Annotated in this window: 13 protein-coding genes; 7 read left to right on the top strand and 6 right to left on the bottom strand. The window is 76.2% G+C overall.

The genetic code is table 11. The annotated features are described in order from the left end of the window. Window positions 1-9: 9 nt before the first annotated feature. The 6 genes from EJA20_RS05920 to EJA20_RS18610 form a co-directional block, all read right to left on the bottom strand. Window positions 10-1,845, bottom strand: coding sequence for a hypothetical protein (locus tag EJA20_RS05920; RefSeq protein WP_129337242.1), 1,836 nt, complete (start codon window positions 1,843-1,845; stop codon window positions 10-12). Window positions 1,846-1,852: 7 nt separating this feature from the next. After that, window positions 1,853-3,154 carry a hypothetical protein gene (locus EJA20_RS05925; RefSeq protein ID WP_129337243.1) on the bottom strand — a complete coding sequence of 434 codons (1,302 nt, stop codon included), beginning with the start codon at window positions 3,152-3,154 and terminating at the stop codon, window positions 1,853-1,855. A gap of 15 nt (window positions 3,155-3,169) precedes the next feature. Further along, entirely contained in the window at window positions 3,170-3,862 is a 693-nt protein-coding gene (locus EJA20_RS05930) for a hypothetical protein (RefSeq protein ID WP_129337244.1), read from the bottom strand. Window positions 3,863-3,888: 26 nt separating this feature from the next. Continuing rightward, window positions 3,889-5,157 carry a hypothetical protein gene (locus EJA20_RS05935; RefSeq protein WP_129337245.1) on the bottom strand — a complete coding sequence of 423 codons (1,269 nt, stop codon included), beginning with the start codon at window positions 5,155-5,157 and terminating at the stop codon, window positions 3,889-3,891. After that, complete coding sequence (locus EJA20_RS05940; RefSeq protein WP_164983848.1) at window positions 5,150-7,567, bottom strand: hypothetical protein; 2,418 nt, start codon at window positions 7,565-7,567, stop codon at window positions 5,150-5,152. The genes EJA20_RS05935 and EJA20_RS05940 overlap by 8 nt, the downstream gene beginning before the upstream one ends. A gap of 144 nt (window positions 7,568-7,711) precedes the next feature. Further along, a complete protein-coding gene (locus EJA20_RS18610) occupies window positions 7,712-7,984 on the bottom strand; it encodes a hypothetical protein (protein WP_164983849.1) in 273 nt (90 codons plus the stop codon). 94 nt (window positions 7,985-8,078) lie between these two features. Between EJA20_RS18610 and EJA20_RS18615 the strand changes: the two genes are divergently transcribed. The 7 genes from EJA20_RS18615 to EJA20_RS05975 all read left to right on the top strand — a co-directional run bounded on the left by EJA20_RS18615 (window position 8,079) and on the right by EJA20_RS05975 (window position 16,792). Then, window positions 8,079-8,810 (top strand): AfsR/SARP family transcriptional regulator, encoded by a 732-nt coding sequence (locus tag EJA20_RS18615; protein ID WP_164983850.1) that lies wholly within the window; start codon window positions 8,079-8,081, stop codon window positions 8,808-8,810. Window positions 8,811-8,949: 139 nt separating this feature from the next. Continuing rightward, a complete protein-coding gene (locus EJA20_RS05950; protein WP_129337248.1) occupies window positions 8,950-9,966 on the top strand; it encodes a LacI family DNA-binding transcriptional regulator in 1,017 nt (338 codons plus the stop codon). 352 nt (window positions 9,967-10,318) lie between these two features. Continuing rightward, on the top strand, window positions 10,319-11,614 hold the full coding sequence (locus tag EJA20_RS05955; protein WP_205687387.1) for an extracellular solute-binding protein: 1,296 nt from the start codon (window positions 10,319-10,321) through the stop codon (window positions 11,612-11,614). Between the two features lie 6 nt (window positions 11,615-11,620). Beyond that, window positions 11,621-12,628 (top strand): carbohydrate ABC transporter permease, encoded by a 1,008-nt coding sequence (locus EJA20_RS05960; RefSeq protein WP_129337249.1) that lies wholly within the window; start codon window positions 11,621-11,623, stop codon window positions 12,626-12,628. After that, the gene (locus EJA20_RS05965) at window positions 12,628-13,473 is read left to right on the top strand and encodes a carbohydrate ABC transporter permease (protein WP_129337250.1); all 846 of its coding nucleotides are present in this window, start codon (window positions 12,628-12,630) and stop codon (window positions 13,471-13,473) included. Before EJA20_RS05960 ends, EJA20_RS05965 begins: the two co-directional genes overlap by 1 nt. Before the next feature lie 93 nt (window positions 13,474-13,566). Next, complete coding sequence (locus tag EJA20_RS05970) at window positions 13,567-14,580, top strand: glycoside hydrolase family 130 protein (RefSeq protein ID WP_129337268.1); 1,014 nt, start codon at window positions 13,567-13,569, stop codon at window positions 14,578-14,580. A 61-nt stretch (window positions 14,581-14,641) separates the two neighbouring features. Beyond that, window positions 14,642-16,792 (top strand): hypothetical protein, encoded by a 2,151-nt coding sequence (locus EJA20_RS05975; protein ID WP_240675105.1) that lies wholly within the window; start codon window positions 14,642-14,644, stop codon window positions 16,790-16,792. The last annotated feature ends 5 nt before the right edge of the window (window positions 16,793-16,797 follow it).

Here is a 16,797-nt window from a genome sequence, read left to right on the forward strand (position 1 = left end):
CGCCGCGCCTCACCGGACGACGGGGATCTCCACGTGGTACGCCGGGTCCGTGGGCGGCTGGAGGAACAGGCTCACCCGGGCGTCGGCCTTGACCGCCCGCTCGAACGCCGCCTTGTCGGTCACGGAGCTGGGAGCGATGTCGATGACGGCGAGCACGTCCGGGTCGGCCGTGTGCCGGGAGACGTTCGGCGGGCCGAGCTCGACGACCTTGCGCTCCATGTCGGCCATGATCTGCGCATCGGTGCGCCGCGCGGCCGTCGACGCGACGTACACCCCGATCACCTTGTCGCCGGCGGAGCCGTACAGGTCGAGCTGGCTCTGCACACCGAGCTGGCGGATGTTGTTGAACATCACGCGGGCCTGGTCGGCGGGGGTCCGCTGCGTGCTGGACACCAGGACCTGGGACAGGCCGGCGGCCCGGACGATCTCCGTCAGCACGCGCTGGGCGTAGGCGGGGACGGCCGCGCTGTTCGCGTTGGTGGCCCACCGGAGCGCCGATCCCGACGGGGTGCCGGTCGCCGGCGCACCGGGGGCCGGTGCGGTGCCCGGCGGGGTGGCCGGCGGGGTCGCCGGCGCACCCGTGGCGGGCGGGGCCGAGCCGCCCAGGAGGGGTCGCACCAGGACGTCCCGGATCTGCAACCACTCCTGGCTCAGCCGGGCGAAGTCCGGTTCGGTCACGGACAGCGGTCGCCCGCCGCGCTCCGGGTGCCGTCGGAAGAGGACGAGGTCGGTGAGCACGGTCTCGTCGCGCTGCCCGCCCTGCACCGCCGCCCGCAGCGCCGCGAGGTCCGCCGCCGTCCCCACGGACAGACCGGGCGGTGCGGGGAGCCAGACCTCCGTCTCCTGCCACTCCGCCGACGGCGACGCCTCGGACCACCCCGCGCCACCGGGCACGCCGTCCGACGCCTCGTCCTCGGCCCAGGCCTCCGACGCGAACCCGGGCCCGTCGTGGTCCGCCAGCAGCTCCTGGGTGCCCCCGGCCGGTGCGTCGGAGCGGCCGGGCGGGCCACCCGGGCCCCTCTCGAGCGTGGACCTCGCCCTCGCGGCGATCGCCGGCAGGTCGAGCGCTCCCGGGTCCCAGTGCGTGTTGTCGGGCACCCGGTGGTGGCCGGTGACGCCGTCGAACGCGCGCCACTCGGGCACCGACATCCGGCAGCGGGAGGCCGTCCCGTAGCACGCCTCACCCGGCGCGACGGGCGAGACGTGGGTCAGGTCGAGCGGGACCAGGCGGGCGACCGGCGCCAGCAGCCGGTCGGCCAGCCACGCGAGGACCTCCGGCGGCGTGCCGCCCATCCTGGCCGCGAAGCCCCAGACCTCCACCTGGACGGCGTGGAACCGGTTCGTGGGGGTCGTGCCGGGCCTCGCCAGGGCGTAGGCCGACCGGTCGAGCGGGACGGTCTGCAGCAGCAGGTCGGCGGACGGCATCGCCCACAGGTGCGGGGGGTTGGGGTGGTGCGCCGCCAGCCGGCGGAAGCCGTCCACGGACGGCTCCCCCTCGACGGTGTGGAACACGAAGCGCCACGGCGAGTCCAGGTAGGTGCCGCCGGCCGACCGGGGGTTGCGCACGCGCTCCGCCCCCGGGACCCACAGGGCTCCGTCGGGGGCACGACCGGCCGTCCCCGGCCGCTCGCCGCGCGACGGGTCCGGCGCCTCGTGCGCCAGGGCCGGCACCGCCGCCCCGCGGGGCCCGCCCGACCCCGCGCCCGACGACGCCCCGTCCGCCGGAGCCGGCGTCGCGGCGGCCCCGGCGAACGGCGACTCCAGGGCCTGCCCCGGCCCCGGGGCCTCGAACTCGAGGGACACGGGCCACGGTGACGCCTCGTGCTCGCTCCACACGCTGGTCATCGCCCGGTCACCGCGCGAGACCGTTGGACGCGGCCGCCGTCACCAGGGCCGGCCGTGCTGCCGGTGGGGGCGCAGGGGCCGGGGCCGGGATCCGCAGGGGCTGCGCCGCGCTCGGCGGCTGCGCGGCGCTGATCGGCACGGTCCCCGCGCCGGGCCGGTCCTTGACGCGTTCCCCGGTGGCCGACTGCCAGAGGTTGATCAGGTCGCCCATCTCCACGCCGAGCGTGGTGCTGCGGTCGAAGAGCGTGCCGGCCGCGACGGGGTCGTCGAACAGGCCGAGCTCGATCGCCCGCAGCACGCTCGAGACCGGCTCCGCCAGCTCCAGGAGCTCCCGGGAGCGCGGGGCCGGGGCCATCCCCACCCGCTGCGCGACCATCGCCAGCCGGTCCGCCGGGCTGGAGGCGCGGGCCTGGAGGTCCACGACGATCGGCGTGTCGGCCTCGAGCGTGAGCTGGAACCAGCTGAGGGCCGTGACGTGCACGAACTCCTCGCGGGCCAGCTGCCCGCCCCGGCGGCGGTTGTTCATGCTGTCCTTCAGCGCGGTGCACAGGAACGCGACGTAGGAGGGGTCCGTCGGGTTGGCGCCGGAGGTGTTGCCGAAGTTCTCCTGGCCCAGCCACACCTGCCGCAGGAGCTCCGACCACTTCGCCCGGAAGTCGGTGTTCACCCCGAGCCCGGTGTGCGCCTTCCAGTCCTGCTGCGCCGGGTCACCGCCGCCGGCTGCCGGGAGGGGGTGGGGGAGGTCCATGCCGAACATCCGCCAGTAGGCGTTGCGCCGGTTGACCCGGGGGTCGGGACGGACCTCGCTCCGCACGCCCGCGACGGAGAACAGCGGCGGGTCGCGCAGGAACAGCTCCTCCGTGGTCCGCAGCCACCGCGCGCTGTCGACGCCGAGCGTCCCCAGCGTCTCCCCGGCGGTCAGCCGGCGCACCACCTCGGTGAAGACGGCGACGACGCCGGTGCACTCGACGAGGTACGCGTACACCAGGTGGTGCCAGAAGAGCCCGACCCCGGGGTCGGGCGGACCGGTCACCGACGCCCACGACCCGGCATCCGGCGGGACGATGCCGGACGGCTGCAGCAGGAACGGCGGCGGCGGCTGCGCCGGGAGGCCGAGGGCCCCGACGATCGCCGCGTCGCCGAGGAACGGTGCGTTCGTCGAGGGGAAGCCGACGGGCAGCTCCGGGACGAGGGCGGCGGCGCCCCAGGCCTCGTCCAGCCAGCGGCTGAGCTGGAGGGGGTGGACGAGGAGGACCTGGTCGCGGGTGCCGCCGGCGTCGGCGAACAGCTTGGCGAGGCTGAGGAACATGGCGACGTCCTGCTCTCACACGGGTCGGTGGGTGGGGACCGCCGGGAGGGCGGCCAGACGGGGCCCGAACGCGAGCAGGGGCCCGCGCCTCGACCGCATGACGACGACGGAGCCGATGGGGTCGGAGTCGGAGAAGGCCTCCGGGAGCACGACCCCGACCCGTCCGAACCGGGGGCGTGCCCGGCTCGGGTCGTCGGAGCCGCCCGGGCGGTCCACGGGGAGGGCGTCGACGCCCGGCGTGCTGCCGGGGGCGACGTCCACCGCCGGTCGGCCGGTCGGGGGGCCGGTCGGGGGCCCGTCCGGGGGGCCGTCCGGGTCCGCGCGCAGCGCGACGAGGTCCACGAGGTCCACGAGCCGGTCGATGTCGTCGTCCCGGTTGCGCAGGGGGTGGATCCGCAGCACCTCGCTCCGCGCACCGGCCCTGAGCTCGGCGACCTCCGCCCCGGGGACGAGCCGGGTCAGCAGGACGAAGCCGCGTCGCCGGAACGCGCCGACGACCGGGACGTCGAACGCCGTGCCCGTCGTGCTGACACGACCGGTCAGCGTGCCGAGCGCCCGGTAGCTGAAAGCCACCCGTGCGCGGACGCGGTCGGCCTCGGCCGCACCGGTGACGACCGGCTCCGGGGCGGTGTGCTCCGCGAGCCTCCTGACGGCGTCGGTGAGGCTCACCAGCTGCTCGAGCAGCTGGGCCTGCGTGGGCGTGCTCATCGGTCCTCCTCGGGGCGGGTGCTCGCTCATGCGACGCGGGGCGGCACGAGCTGGAGTGGCGCGGCATCCGCGCCCAGGGTGCGGAGCCAGGCCGCGAGCGCCCGGCGGTGCTCGGCCGCGCGCCCCGGGTCCAGGACGGCGCGGGTGGACAGGACCGACAGGATCGCCACCGCGTGCCGGCGGCGCAGGTACTCCGAGGTGAGCAGGGTGTCCCCCGCACGACGCTCCAGGTCCCGGAGGGCCTGCGGGGACACGGCGCGCGGGTCGAGGACGCGCGACAGGGGCGCGCCGCGGAAGGCCCGGGACGGCCGGCGGGTGCACACGTCGACGAGCTCACCCATGGCCTCGACGCTCACCCTCGCCACCTCCCGGGCGTGCGTGGGCGCCGACCCCGGTGGGTGCCGGTGCCACCACGCCTCCCCGACGGCGTCCCACGGCCCGTGGCCGTACCAGCTGCGGCACAGGGCGACGTTGAACATGACGCGCAGCCAGGCGAACGGGTGCGGGTCGCCGAGGCGGATGCGGAACACCTCGGGCGTCGGGCCGTCGACCACGTTCGCGAGCGCGGACACCGGCGCCCAGCCCGCCTGCGCGAAGGCGTGGACGTCGGCGGCGATCTCGCCTGCCCACGAGCCCCACAGCTCCGCCGCCTCCGCCGACCGGGGCGCGAGGACGGCGTGCAGCCCCTCGGCCAGCTCCGTGTTCCAGCCCGTCAGGTGGCCGACCTGGTGGCCCGTCTCGTGCAGCAGGGCCGTCGGGTAGGAGAGGTTGTGGCGCGTGAGCTTGATCGCCGCGGCCGGGGACGGGTGCGCCTCGTCCCACAGCCGGATGCCCGCCCGGAGGATGGCCGCGCCGAGGCCCTTGTCGACGTACACGAGCGCGGGCGGGGCCGCGATGCCCAGGGGTGCCAGGGCGGTGGCCATCGAGTCGCCCGCCAGGACGTCGAGACCCCGCAGGAGGGCGCGGAGCGACGGGCTGGTCCGTGAGCCGATCGCGTCGCCGTAGAAGTCCATGATGGTCTCGACCTGCAGGTAGCGGCGGCGCAGGGCCAGCACGCCGGCCCGCAGGCCGTCGGGGTCCTGACCGTCCGCGGCCCGTCGCTCCAGGGCTCCCGCCTCGTGCGCCACGGACGACGCCACCGCGGTGAGACGTTCGCGGATGCCGCGCTGGAGGTAGGCCTCGAGACCGGCCCAGGCCTCGGGGGCGGCGAACTCGTCCAGGTCGAGCAGGGCCTCCGCCGCCAGGCGCCAGTGGGTGATCTCCAGACGCGTCCGGCCCACGGCCGCCTCAGTCACCGCGCGCCCCGCTGCGGATCGCGAGCGTCGGGTCGTCCGACGGCGCCCGGCCGAGGGCCTGCCTGCCCTCGAACGTGAAGGCGAACGTCAGGGTGACGCCGCGGTCCGGGTGCTGGGCGGCCGTGGTCAAGGCCGCGGCCGACTGGTGCAGCTGCTGCGCGACCGTGCGGAGCAGGCTCTCGCACAGGGCGTCCGCGAGGCGCGCCGCGCCACCCTCGGGAAGGGTCACGCCGTGCCGGCCGAGGACCCGCGTCAGCGTCTCGGCGAGCGCCTGCCGGGCGGGAGGGCCGACGAGCCCCCGGACGGTCGTGACGACCTGGGGCAGCCGGCGCTTCTCCAGGTGCCCGACGATCTCGTGCGCGACCCGCTCGCCGATCCGCAGGTGCACGTCGAGGACCGGTCGGGGGCCCGACAGGTCCAGGCGGACCGTGAAGCGGCGCTGCGGGCGCGGACGGAGCCCGCGGACCTTGAGCCGGACGACGCGCGCACCCGCGGACGGGCCCCGGGGCCCGGCGCCGCCGCCGGGCGAGGGGTGCCGGAACGGCAGCGGCCGGGCGGCGGAGAGGCTCTCGAACTCCAGCGCCCCCTCCGACGGGCCGATGCCCTCGCCCTCCAGCTCGAACGCGGCCAGGTGCCCGAGCTGCGCGCCGGGGAGCAGCTCGTAGAAGTGCGCCTCGGCCTGCACGGGCCAGCTGCGTGCGCCGGCGTCGAGCAGGCGCTCCTCGAGCGTCCCGCCGTCGGCGAAGGTGATCGCGCGCGCCACGCCCGGGGTCAGCACCACCGGCTGGACCACCGTGTACTTCTTGTAGCGGTACCGGGCGGCCCCGGTCCGCGGCTGCAGCACCCAGATGCCGCGGTCCCCCTCGGGTTGGGACTCGACGAGGTCGGGCCGCAGGAGCTGCGGAGGGACGTGCCGCAGGGCGGCGGCCGTGAAGGCCTCCTGCACGGCGGTCTCGAGCAGGAGCTCGTCCTCCAGCGACCGCGCCGGCATCGCCATCACCTCCCGGACCGTGTCCTCGACGGTGGCGACCAGGGCCTGCGCGCCGAGGGTGCCGCCGGCCGCCCGTTCGGCCTCGAGCCCGACGAGACGCAGCCCCACGTCGGCCACGTGCCGGGACAGCTGGAGCGCGCCCTGCGGACCGACCATGTCCTTGACGAGCGTCGCCAGCAGCTTCGCCAGGAACTCGACCACGCGCTTGCGGCCCACGACCTTGACGCCGAGCTTGACGAACTTCATGACCGCCATCACGGCCGGGACGAACTGCTCCATCTGCTCGACCGGGGGCGTCCCGGCCTCGGCCTCCAGCAGCTGGTCGACGAGCCGACGCCGCGCGCTGTCCAGTGCGGCGACCGGGTCCTCCCCGGCCGACGTGGCGACGGCAGCGGTCTCCTGCTCGAGCTCGGCGAGCAGCTCGGACACCGCGGCGTCGTCCGGTGCCAGGACCGCCTCGGCCATCGTCGCGTCGAGCCTGCCGGCCAGCCGGCGCGAGCTCCACGCCCCCTCCTCCTCCGCCGCCGGTGCCGTCCCCGCGGCATCGGCGGGGACCGGCGGGCCGGCGTCCGCCCCCCCGTCGTCCCCGGGCACCGCAGCCCCGGGGGGCGGCGCCGCCGGGCCCGCGGGAGCAGGCACCGGCGCCGCGGCGCCCGTCGAGGACCCCGCGCCGGGCGACCGGCCGGCGAAGCGGGCGGCCAGCCGGCGGGCGACCGGCTGCAGGTCCGGCGGCAGCTTCCCGATGGCCTTCTGGAGCACCCGTCGCAGCAGGGGGCGCACGACCTTCTTGAGGACCCCGAGCAGCTTGCCGATCGGCAGGAGCTTGCCGACGACCTTCGCGGCGCCCTTGACGACCTTCTTCACCTTGCTCACGAGCTTCGCGAGGAAGAGCTCCTGGGCGTCGAGGGGACCCGCCGCCTCGTCCTCGAGCCCGGCGGACCCGGTCACCGCGTCGATCTCCCCGTCCGTGACGCCCTCCACGGGCCGCTCGCCGAAGTGCGCCTCGAGCGCGCCCAGCAGCCGGTCCGCCCGGGACGCGAGCACCTCCATCCACTGCTCGGCGTCCGCGTCGGCCGCCGCGAGCGCCTCCGCCTGGCTCCCGAGCCCGTCGGAGCCGGCGAGGTGCCGCCCGGCGACCTCGTCGGCGACGGCGTCGAGGGCCTCCGCGAAGCCCTCGTCCTCCATCTCCGCCATGAGCGCCTCGAACGCCTCGTCCTCCAGCGCCACCTCGTCCAGGGACGCCAGCCCGTGCGCGAAGGGCGTCACCAGCCCGCGCGCGGACCCGAGCTCGAGCTCCCCGACCGGCACCGCGGCACCGAGGACGCTCGCGGCGGTGAACGGGCTGGTCGTGTACGGGGCCTGCGCCGGAGTCCAGGCGGTGCCGGCCAGGCCGTCGGTGGTCGTCGCGTGCGCGCTCATGGATCCCCCTGCTCTCCTGGTCCCCGACGGTAGGCAGCACGCGTCCCCGCGAGCGTCCGGCCCGCGTCCGGCCCGCGTCCGGCCCGCGTCCGGCCCGCGTCCGGCCCGCGTCCGGCCCCGCGTCCGACGCGCGTCCGACCCGCGTCACGCGGACGTCACGGAACCGTCCCGGTGGTCGTCGTCGGCGCCCGGGCGACGCCGTCGGCCCGGCGGCCGGGACGGTCGCGGCGTGGGGTGCCTCCCGGACGTGAGGTCCCCGAGCCACGTCCCCAGCACGTCGGTGGCGGCCTGCGAGGTCGCCACCACGGCCTCCGCCTCCCCACCGGCGCTGTCCGTCGCGAGCATCCGGATCCGCAGGCCCTCGGTCCCGACCCACGCCCGCACCACGACGACGGACCACTGCGGGGGCTGCGGCACGAGCCCTATGCTGGCGAGGCGCCGTCCGGGTCGCGTCCCGGCGAGCGTCCCGCACCTGCCTCGACCACCGTCGCGCTGCGTGCACCGTTCGACCGTGACGCCTGGAGGCCTCATGGAGAGCACACGAGCCCAGCCCCGGCTCTGCCTCCTCGGCGAGTTCCGGCTCGTGGTCGCGGGCCGGCCCCGATCGCTGCCGGTGCAGGCGCAGAGGCTGCTCGCGCTGCTCGCCGTCCGCCTCGCGGCGCAGAGCAGGTCGGCGCTCGCCGGCACGCTCTGGCACGACGTCCCCGAGCAGCGGGCCCAGGCCAACCTGCGCAACGCCGTGTGGCAGGTGCGGGCGGTGGACGGCGGCCTCCTGACGTGCGACCGGCGCGAGGTGGCCCTCGACGCGGACCTGCACGTGGACCTGCGCGACGCGCGGACGTACGCGCACGAGCTCATGCGGGGGGACGTCACGGAGCCCGACGCGCGCGCCGTGACCGTGCTCGAGGACGACCTCCTGCCCACGTGGGACGAGGAGTGGCTGGTCATCGACCGGGAACGGCAGCGGCAGGTGCGCATGCACGCCCTCGAGACGCTCAGCGGCTCCCTGTGCCGGCTGGGCCGGTACCCCGAGGCGATCACGGCGGCCTTCGCCGCCGTCCGCGCCGAACCGCTGCGCGAGTCCGCCCAGCGCGCCCTCATCAGCGCCTACCTCGGTGAGGGCAACGTCAGCGAGGCCGTCCGCCAGCTCACCATCTACAACCGCCAGCTCGACGCCGAGCTGGGCATCGCCGCGAGCCCGGACCTCCACGCCCTGGTGGGGCGTGCGCACGCGCACGGCTGAGGAGGACGTGCCGGCACCGTCGGGGCAGCAGCGACGGCGGCAGCGACGGCGGCAGCGACGGCGGCAGCGGCACGGGGTCGGACGCGGGGCCCGGCGCACGCACGCCTAGCATCGGAGGTCCGGCGGGCGAGGAGGGACGATGACGCAGCGCGTGACCATCGTCGACGTGGCCGCCGCGGCCGGGGTGTCGATCTCCTCGGTCTCCAGCGCCCTCAACGGTCGGCCCGGGGTGTCGGAGAGGACGCGCGCCCGCATCCGCCGCACGGCCGACGACCTCGGCTTCGTGCCCTCCCTGCGCGGCCGCTCGCTGAGCGCCCGGCGCGCGTTCGCGGTCGGCCTCGTCGTGCACCGCGACCCGGCGGTGCTGGGGTCCGACCCGTTCTTCGGCGGCTTCATCGGGGGTCTCGAGCAGGTCCTGGACCCGGCCGGGTACGCGCTCATCCTCCAGATCGGCGCCTCGCGCGGCGACACGCTCGACCGCTACCGCCGCCTCGCCGGGGACCGCCGAGTCGACGGCGTCGTGCTCGACGAGCTCGTCGTCGACGACCCGCGCCTGCCGCTGGTGCAGGGGCTCGGCCTCCCCGCGGTCGCGGTGAACCCCGAGCCCGGCTGCGCGCTGCCGGCGGTGCGGCAGGACGACGCCGGGGGCGTCGCGGAGCTGGTCGCGCACCTCGTCGGGCTCGGGCACCGGCGGTTCGCGCACGTGGCGGGACCGGCGCGGATGGTGCACGCGGTGCACCGGGCCGCGGTCTGGCGGGCCGCCCTCCGCGCCGCGGGGCAGGACCCGGGGGTCGTCGTCGAGGCCGACTTCACCTACGGGGGCGGGGCCCGCGCGGCCGCCGTGCTGCTGGGACGGCCCGACCCGCCCACGGCGGTCTTCTGCGCCAACGACCTCGCGGCGATCGGGTTCGTCGCCGAGGCGGACCGGCGCGGCCGGCGCGTCCCGGAGGACCTCTCCGTCGCCGGCTTCGACGGGATCGAGCTCGGCGCGTACGTCCGCCCCGGCCTGACGACCCTCACGACGACGCCGCACGTCATCGGGGCCGCCGCCGCCCGGCTGCTGCTGGCGGCGGTGGAGGGGACGGCCGGCGAGGACGTCCGTGTCGCCCCCGCGCACCTGCTCGTGCGCGGCTCGACGGGCCCCGCACCGGGCTGAGCCGACCCAGCCGGCTCCGCCACCGGGGACCGGTCGCGGACCGGCGTGCCGCAGGGGGGTTGCCAGCCGGTACGCCCGTGCTACGGTCGAGCACCGAAACGTTTTTGTCCCGGCGCCGGCACCGACGCGGCGCGCCGGACGGAGACGACCCGACGACGGGCTGCACGCGCCGGCCCGCGCCGCAGCGCCCGTACGCCCGCAGCGCAGCACGGTCCGTAGCGCCCGCACCTGCAGCACGGCCGCGCCCGGCAGGCCCTCCGGGCGGGGCCGGCCCGTCCGCGTCGGCGCGCCGCCCCACCGCACCGCCCGACCACCTCGCCCGGCACCGCCGGGTCGTCCTCAGGAGGACACCGTGCACCGTCGCACCGCTGCCATCGGCGCCGCCGCCGTCACCGCCCTCGGCCTCGCCGCCTGCTCCGGCGGCGGGGACGCGGGAGGCGGCGGCGGCGACGACGCCCGCACCGCCACCGGCCCCATCACCATCTGGTACTCGAACAACGAGCAGGAGGTGGCCTGGGGCGAGGCCATGGTCGAGGCCTGGAACGCCGAGCACCCCGAGGAGGAGGTGACGGGCCAGGAGATCCCCGCGGGCTCCTCGTCGGAGGAGGTCATCAGCGCCGCGATCACCGCGGGCAACGCCCCCTGCCTCGTCCTCAACACCGCGCCGAGCGCCGTGGGCCAGTTCCAGAAGCAGGGCGGCCTCGTCGACCTGTCCGGGTTCGAGGACGGCGCCTCGTACATCGAGGAGCGCAGCGGGGACGTCGCGGCGCAGTACCAGGACGCCGAGGGCGCGTACTTCCAGATGCCCTGGAAGTCGAACCCCGTCGTCGTCTTCTACAACAAGGACCTCTTCACGCAGGCGGGCCTCGACCCGGAGGCCCCCGCGCTGTCCACCTACGACGAGTTCCTCGCCGCGTCGCGGACGCTCGTGGAGTCCGGTGCGGCGCAGTTCGCCATCAGCCCGGCGCCCACGAGCGAGTTCTTCCAGAGCCAGTTCGACTTCCTGCCCATGTTCGCGGCGCAGTCCGGCGGCCAGGGGTTCGTCGAGGACGGCGAGGCGGCCTTCGACTCCGACGCGGGCTACGCCGTCGCCGAGCTGTGGCGGACGCTGTACGACGAGGGGCTCAGCAGCCAGGAGCAGTACCAGGGCGACGTCTTCGCCGACGGGGTGTCGGCGATGTCCATCGTCGGGCCCTGGGCCGTCAAGGTGTACGAGGGCGTCAACTGGGGTGCCGTCCCCGTGCCGACGCAGGACGGGACGGCGCCGGAGGAGACCTGGACGTTCTCCGACGCGAAGAACATCGGCCTGTACACCGCGTGCGAGAACCAGGGCACGGCCTGGGAGGTCCTGAAGTTCGCCACCGGCGAGGAGCAGGACGCGGCGCTGCTGGAGACGACGGGCCAGATGCCGATCCGGGCCGACCTGTCGACGACCTACGCGGAGTACTTCGCCGCCAACCCCGCCTACGAGAGGTTCGGCGACCAGGCGAGCCGCACCGTCGAGGTGCCGGCCGGCCCCAACACCGTGGCGATGCTGCAGACCATCCGCGACGCGTGGTCCGAGAGCGTCATCTTCGGCCGCTCCGACGTCCGCGAGGCGCTCGACGCGGCCGCCGCCGAGGTCGACGAGCTCGCCGCCCAGGGCTGAGGAGCCATGAGCGACGCCTCCACCCTCCCCGCCCGCCCCGCCGGCGGCAGCACCGCCGTCGGGGCGCCGGGAGCGCCTGCCCCCGCGCGGCGGGGCGCCCGGCGCGGCGCGTCCGGCGGACCCCGGCGCCGGTCGTCGGGCGGCATCCTGGGTCGGAACCCGTTCGGGCTGCTGCTCTCGGCGCCGTACCTCGTCTTCGTCGTCCTGGTGCTCGCCTACCCGCTCGGCTACGCGCTGTACATCGCGTTCCACGACTTCTTCTTCACGGCGCCGGGCGTCGCGGTCGAGCGGCCCTTCGTCGGGCTGGACAACTTCGTCGCGGTGCTCACCGACGCCGACGTACGCCGGTCGTTCCTCAACGTCGGCGTCTTCCTGCTCATCAACGTGCCGCTCACGGTGGTCCTCAGCCTCGTGCTCGCGACGGCGCTGAACCGGGTGGTCCGTTTCCGCGGCTTCCTGCGCGTGGCCTTCTACCTCCCCTACGTCGCGGCGAGCGTCGCGGTCGTCGGGGTCTGGCTGTTCCTCTTCAGCTCCGGCGGCCTGGTGAACCGGCTGCTCGGGCCTCTGGCGCCGGACCCGTCGTGGCTCATCAACGAGACGTGGGCGATGCCCTCGATCGCCCTCTTCGTCACCTGGAAGCAGCTGGGCTTCTACATCCTGCTGTACCTGGCCGCGCTGCAGAACGTGCCGAAGGAGCTCTACGAGGCCGCCGCCACCGACGGCGCGAGCCGGCTGCGCACCTTCTGGACCGTCACCGTGCCCGGGGTGCGGCCGGCGACGCTGCTCGTGCTCCTCGTCTCGACGGTCACCGGCGCCAACCTCTTCACGGAGCCGTACCTGCTCACCGGGGGCGGCGGGCCCAACGGCGCCTCCACGTCGCCGGTGCTCCTCATGTACCAGCGCGGGATCGAGCAGGGGTACCCCGACGAGGCCGCGGCCATCGGCGTGGTGCTCGTGCTCGCCGTCCTCGTGCTCGCCGGCCTGCAGAACCGCTTCGCGGGAGGGGACCGCTGATGGACCGCACGCTCGGCCGGGGGCCCACGGTGCTGCGCGGCGTCGTGCTCGCGCTCGGCGCGCTCGCCTTCCTCTTCCCCTTCGCCTACATGGTCATCGGGTCCCTCCAGCGCACGCCCGACCCGACCCTCGCCGGGGCGTTCCCCGACCCGGCGAACCTCACCACGGCCAACTACACGGCCATCGACAGCCGCATCGGGCTCCTCACGGGCCTCGTGAACTCCGGCCTCTTCACCGGGGGGGTGCTCCTGGGCACCCTCGTGCTCGGGGTCCTCGTCGGGTACGCCCTCGCCGTGCTGGAGTGGCGCGGCCGGGGGACGACGTTCGCCCTGGCGCTGCTCGTCCAGGTGGTGCCCTTCCAGCTCCTGCTCATCCCGCTCTACGTGCTCATCGCGCGCGACTACGGGCTGGCGGACAGCCACCTGGGGATGATCCTGCCGTTCGCCATCAACTCCACGGCCGTGCTCATCTTCCGGCAGTACTTCCTCCAGGTGCCGAAGGAGCTCTTCGAGGCGGCGCGCATCGACGGGGCCGGCGAGATCCGGCTGCTCCTGCGGGTGGCGCTGCCGCTCGTGCGCCCGGCGCTCGTCACGGCGGGCCTGCTGACGTTCATCGGTCCCTGGAACGAGTTCCTCTGGCCCTTCCTCATCACGAAGGACGCCGCGCTGCAGCCCCTCGCGGTGTCCCTGGCCAACTACATCTCCAACGTCGCCGCGACGGCCGCCAACCCGTTCGGCGCGATCCTCGCCGGGGCCGTCGTGCTCGCCGCGCCCGTCGTCGTGCTCTTCGTCGTCTTCCAGCGGTACTTCATCTCGACGGACCTCGGGTCCGGCGTGAAGGGCTGACCCGTGACCTCGTCCGTCCCCCCCTCCTCCGCCCACGCGCCCCCGCCCGCGAGCGCCACCGTCCCCTACCGCCTCACGCGCCTCGGGACCGTCATGAGCCCCGACCCCGACGACCCGTTCGAGGCGGAGGGCGTCCTCAACCCGGGCTCCGGGCGCGGGCCCGACGGCGAGCTCTACCTGCTGCCCCGGCTCGTCGCCGCGGGCAACGTCTCCCGCATCGGCCTCGCCCGCGTGCTCGTCGAGGACGGCGTGCCCGTCGGCGTCGAGCGGCAGGGCGTCGTCCTCGCGCCCGACCGCGGGTGGGAGCGCGGCGCCACGCACGCCGGCGTGGAGGACCCGCGCCTCACCTGGGTCGCCGCCCTCGGCCTGCACGTCATGACCTACGTCGCCTTCGGCCCGCTGGGGCCCCGCACGGCGGTCGCGGTGAGCGAGGACCTGCGCACCTGGCGGCGCCTGGGCCCCGTCACCTTCGAGTACGACGACGCGCTCGACACCGACCTCGGCCTCTTCCACAACAAGGACACGGTGGTCTTCCCCGAGCCGCTCGTCGCCCCCGACGGCCGGGAGTCGCTCGCCGTGCTCCACCGGCCCATGTGGCACATCGGCGCCACGGTGCCCGGCGAGGGCAGCCCGCTGCCGGCGGGCGTCACCGACGGGCGCCAGTCCGTCTGGATCTCCTGGGTGCCGCTCGAGGCGGTGCGCCGGGACCTGCGGGCCCTCGCCCGGTGGGGGCAGCACCGGTTCGTGGCGGGCCCGGCCTTCCCCTTCGAGGAGCTGAAGATCGGCGCGGGGCCGCCGCCGCGCCGCGTCCCCGAGGGCTGGCTCGTCCTCCACCACGGCGTCACGGGGACCATCGACGACGCGTTCGCGCAGCAGCAGGACGTGCACTACGCCGCCGGCGCGCTCGTGCTCGACGCGGACGACCCGTCCCGCGTGGTGGCCCGGACGTCCGAGCCGCTCCTCGTCGCCGAGACCTCCGCCGAGCGGGTGGGGATGGTGCCGAACGTCGTCTTCCCCACCGCGATCGAGGAGGTCGAGGGCGTGCCCTACGTCTTCTACGGCATGGCCGACTCCCGGATCGGGGTCGCCCGCCTCGACCGGGTCTGACACCCGCGCCCCCACCGCCCTCTCCCGCTCCCCCACCCCCTCCCGAAGGAGGCGGTCGACGATGACCGCACGCGCACCCGTCCGCACCCCCGCACACACCCCCGCACGCACCCCCCCACGCACCCGGGCCGGCGCCCTGGCGATCGCCGCGGCCACCGCCCTGGCGCTCACGCTCGTGCCCACGGCCGCCACGGCCGCCGGACCCGCCGCCGGACCCGCCGCCGGACCCGCCGTCCATGCCCCCGTCACCGCGCCGCTCGCCGTGACGCCCCCCGACGGCCCCCTCGCCAACCTCGACCACCTCGACGACCTCCTCGACACCGCGACGCCGCCGCCGACGCCCGGGCACACGACGTACCGGCTCGACGAGGAGCCCGCGCTGACGTTCCCGTGGACGTACGCCGACGCGCGCCCCGGGGGCGCGTTCCAGCGCGTGGGCGGCGGGCCCCTCGACCCGGAGACGGGCTACTGGGGCCAGGGCGCCTACAACGCCGACGACGTCACGCGCGCCGCCGTCGTGTACGTCCGGCACTGGGTGCAGACCGGCGAGAGGAGCAGCCGGACGAGCGCCTACGAGCTGCTGCGCTCGGCCGCCTACCTCCAGACGGCGACGGGGCCGGACGCCGGCGACGTCGTCCTGTGGATGCAGCCCGACGGGACGCTGAACCCCAGCCCCGAGCCCGTCGAGCTGCCCGACCCCTCCGACAGCGCCAACAGCTACTGGACCGCCCGGACGCTCTGGGCCCTCGGCGAGGGGTACGCCGCCTTCCGCGACGCCGACCCTGCCTTCGCCGCCTTCCTCGCCGACCGCCTGCGCCTCGGCGTGGCGGCGCTCGAGCGCGACTCCCTGTCCCGCTACGGGCAGTACGCCGTCGCCGACGGCGTGCGCGTGCCGGCGTGGCTCGTCGTCGACGGCGCGGACGCCTCCGCGGAGGCCGTCCTGGGCCTGGCCGCCTACGTGGACGCGCTGCCGTCCGTCGGGCCGGAGGACGCGGGGGCGCGCGACGCGCTGGCGCAGCTGGCCGAGGGCGTCGCCGCCCTGGGCGCCGGGGACGCCCGCACCTGGCCCTACGGCGCGGTCCTGCCGTGGGCGCAGTCGCGCTCCCTGTGGCACGCGTGGGCCTCGCAGATGCCGGCCGCCCTGGCCGCGGCGTCGCAGGTCCTCGACCGGGACGACCTGCTCGCGCCGGCCGTCGACGACTCCGTCTCCTTCACGACGACCCTGCTGGCGGCCGGCGGCCCCGACAACGGGTGGCTGCCCGCCCCCGTCGAGACGGTGCAGATCGCCTACGGCGCGGACTCGCGCGTGCAGTCGCTGCTCGCGGTCGCCGACGCCACCGGCTCCGCGGGCCTGCGCGCCCTGGCGGGCATGACGGCCTCGTGGTTCTTCGGGACGAACCGGTCCGGCGCTCCCACCTACGACCCCGCCACGGGCGTGACCTTCGACGGAGTCGAGCCCGACGGCCGCGCCAACCCCAACTCCGGGGCGGAGAGCACGATCCACGGGCTGCTCACCATGCTGGCCCTCGACGACGCGCCCGACGTGGCCGCCCTCGCCACGTCGCTGACGTCGGTGGCCGACCGGGACGGGCTCGTCGTCGTGGAGGCCGAGACCGCCACCGGCACGGGCACCGTCCTCACGCCGGCCGACGGCTGGACCGGCGAGTCGCGCTGGAGCGGCGGCGCGGGGCTCGTCGTCGCGCCGGGGCAGAGCGCCTCGGTCCGCGTCCCGGCCGGGCGCGGGCCGCGCACCGTGGAGCCCGTGCTCCTCGTCGGGGAGACCGTCGCCACCTCGACGTGGACGTCGGGTGCGCGGACGCTCGGCACCCTGGCGCCCGCCGTCGGGGAGCAGGGCATCACCGCGGCGCCCGGCGCGCTCCTGCCCGTGCCGCTGCCCCGGCTCCTCGGGGTCGGCGCGACGGACGTCACGGTCACCGGGGCCCTGACCGGCGCCGGCGGGACGACGACCGTGGACGCGCTGCTCGTGCGGCCGCGGGTGCAGCGGCTGGCGCTGTCCGGTGCGGACGGCGCGTCCGGCGAGCTCCTCGCCTCCACGGCGCCCGTGCCGAAGCCCGTCGCGGTCGGCACGGCCGGCAGGGCGTCGACCGTCACGGTCCACGACGCCGACGGCCGGCTCGTCCGGGCCCGGGTCCTCGACGGGGCCGCGACCGTCGTCCTGCCGCCGGGGGGCTTCGCGGTCGTCCTGCGCTGACGAGG

It is taken from the genome of Cellulomonas endophytica, assembly GCF_004123805.1.
Lineage (GTDB): Bacteria > Actinomycetota > Actinomycetes > Actinomycetales > Cellulomonadaceae > Cellulomonas > Cellulomonas endophytica.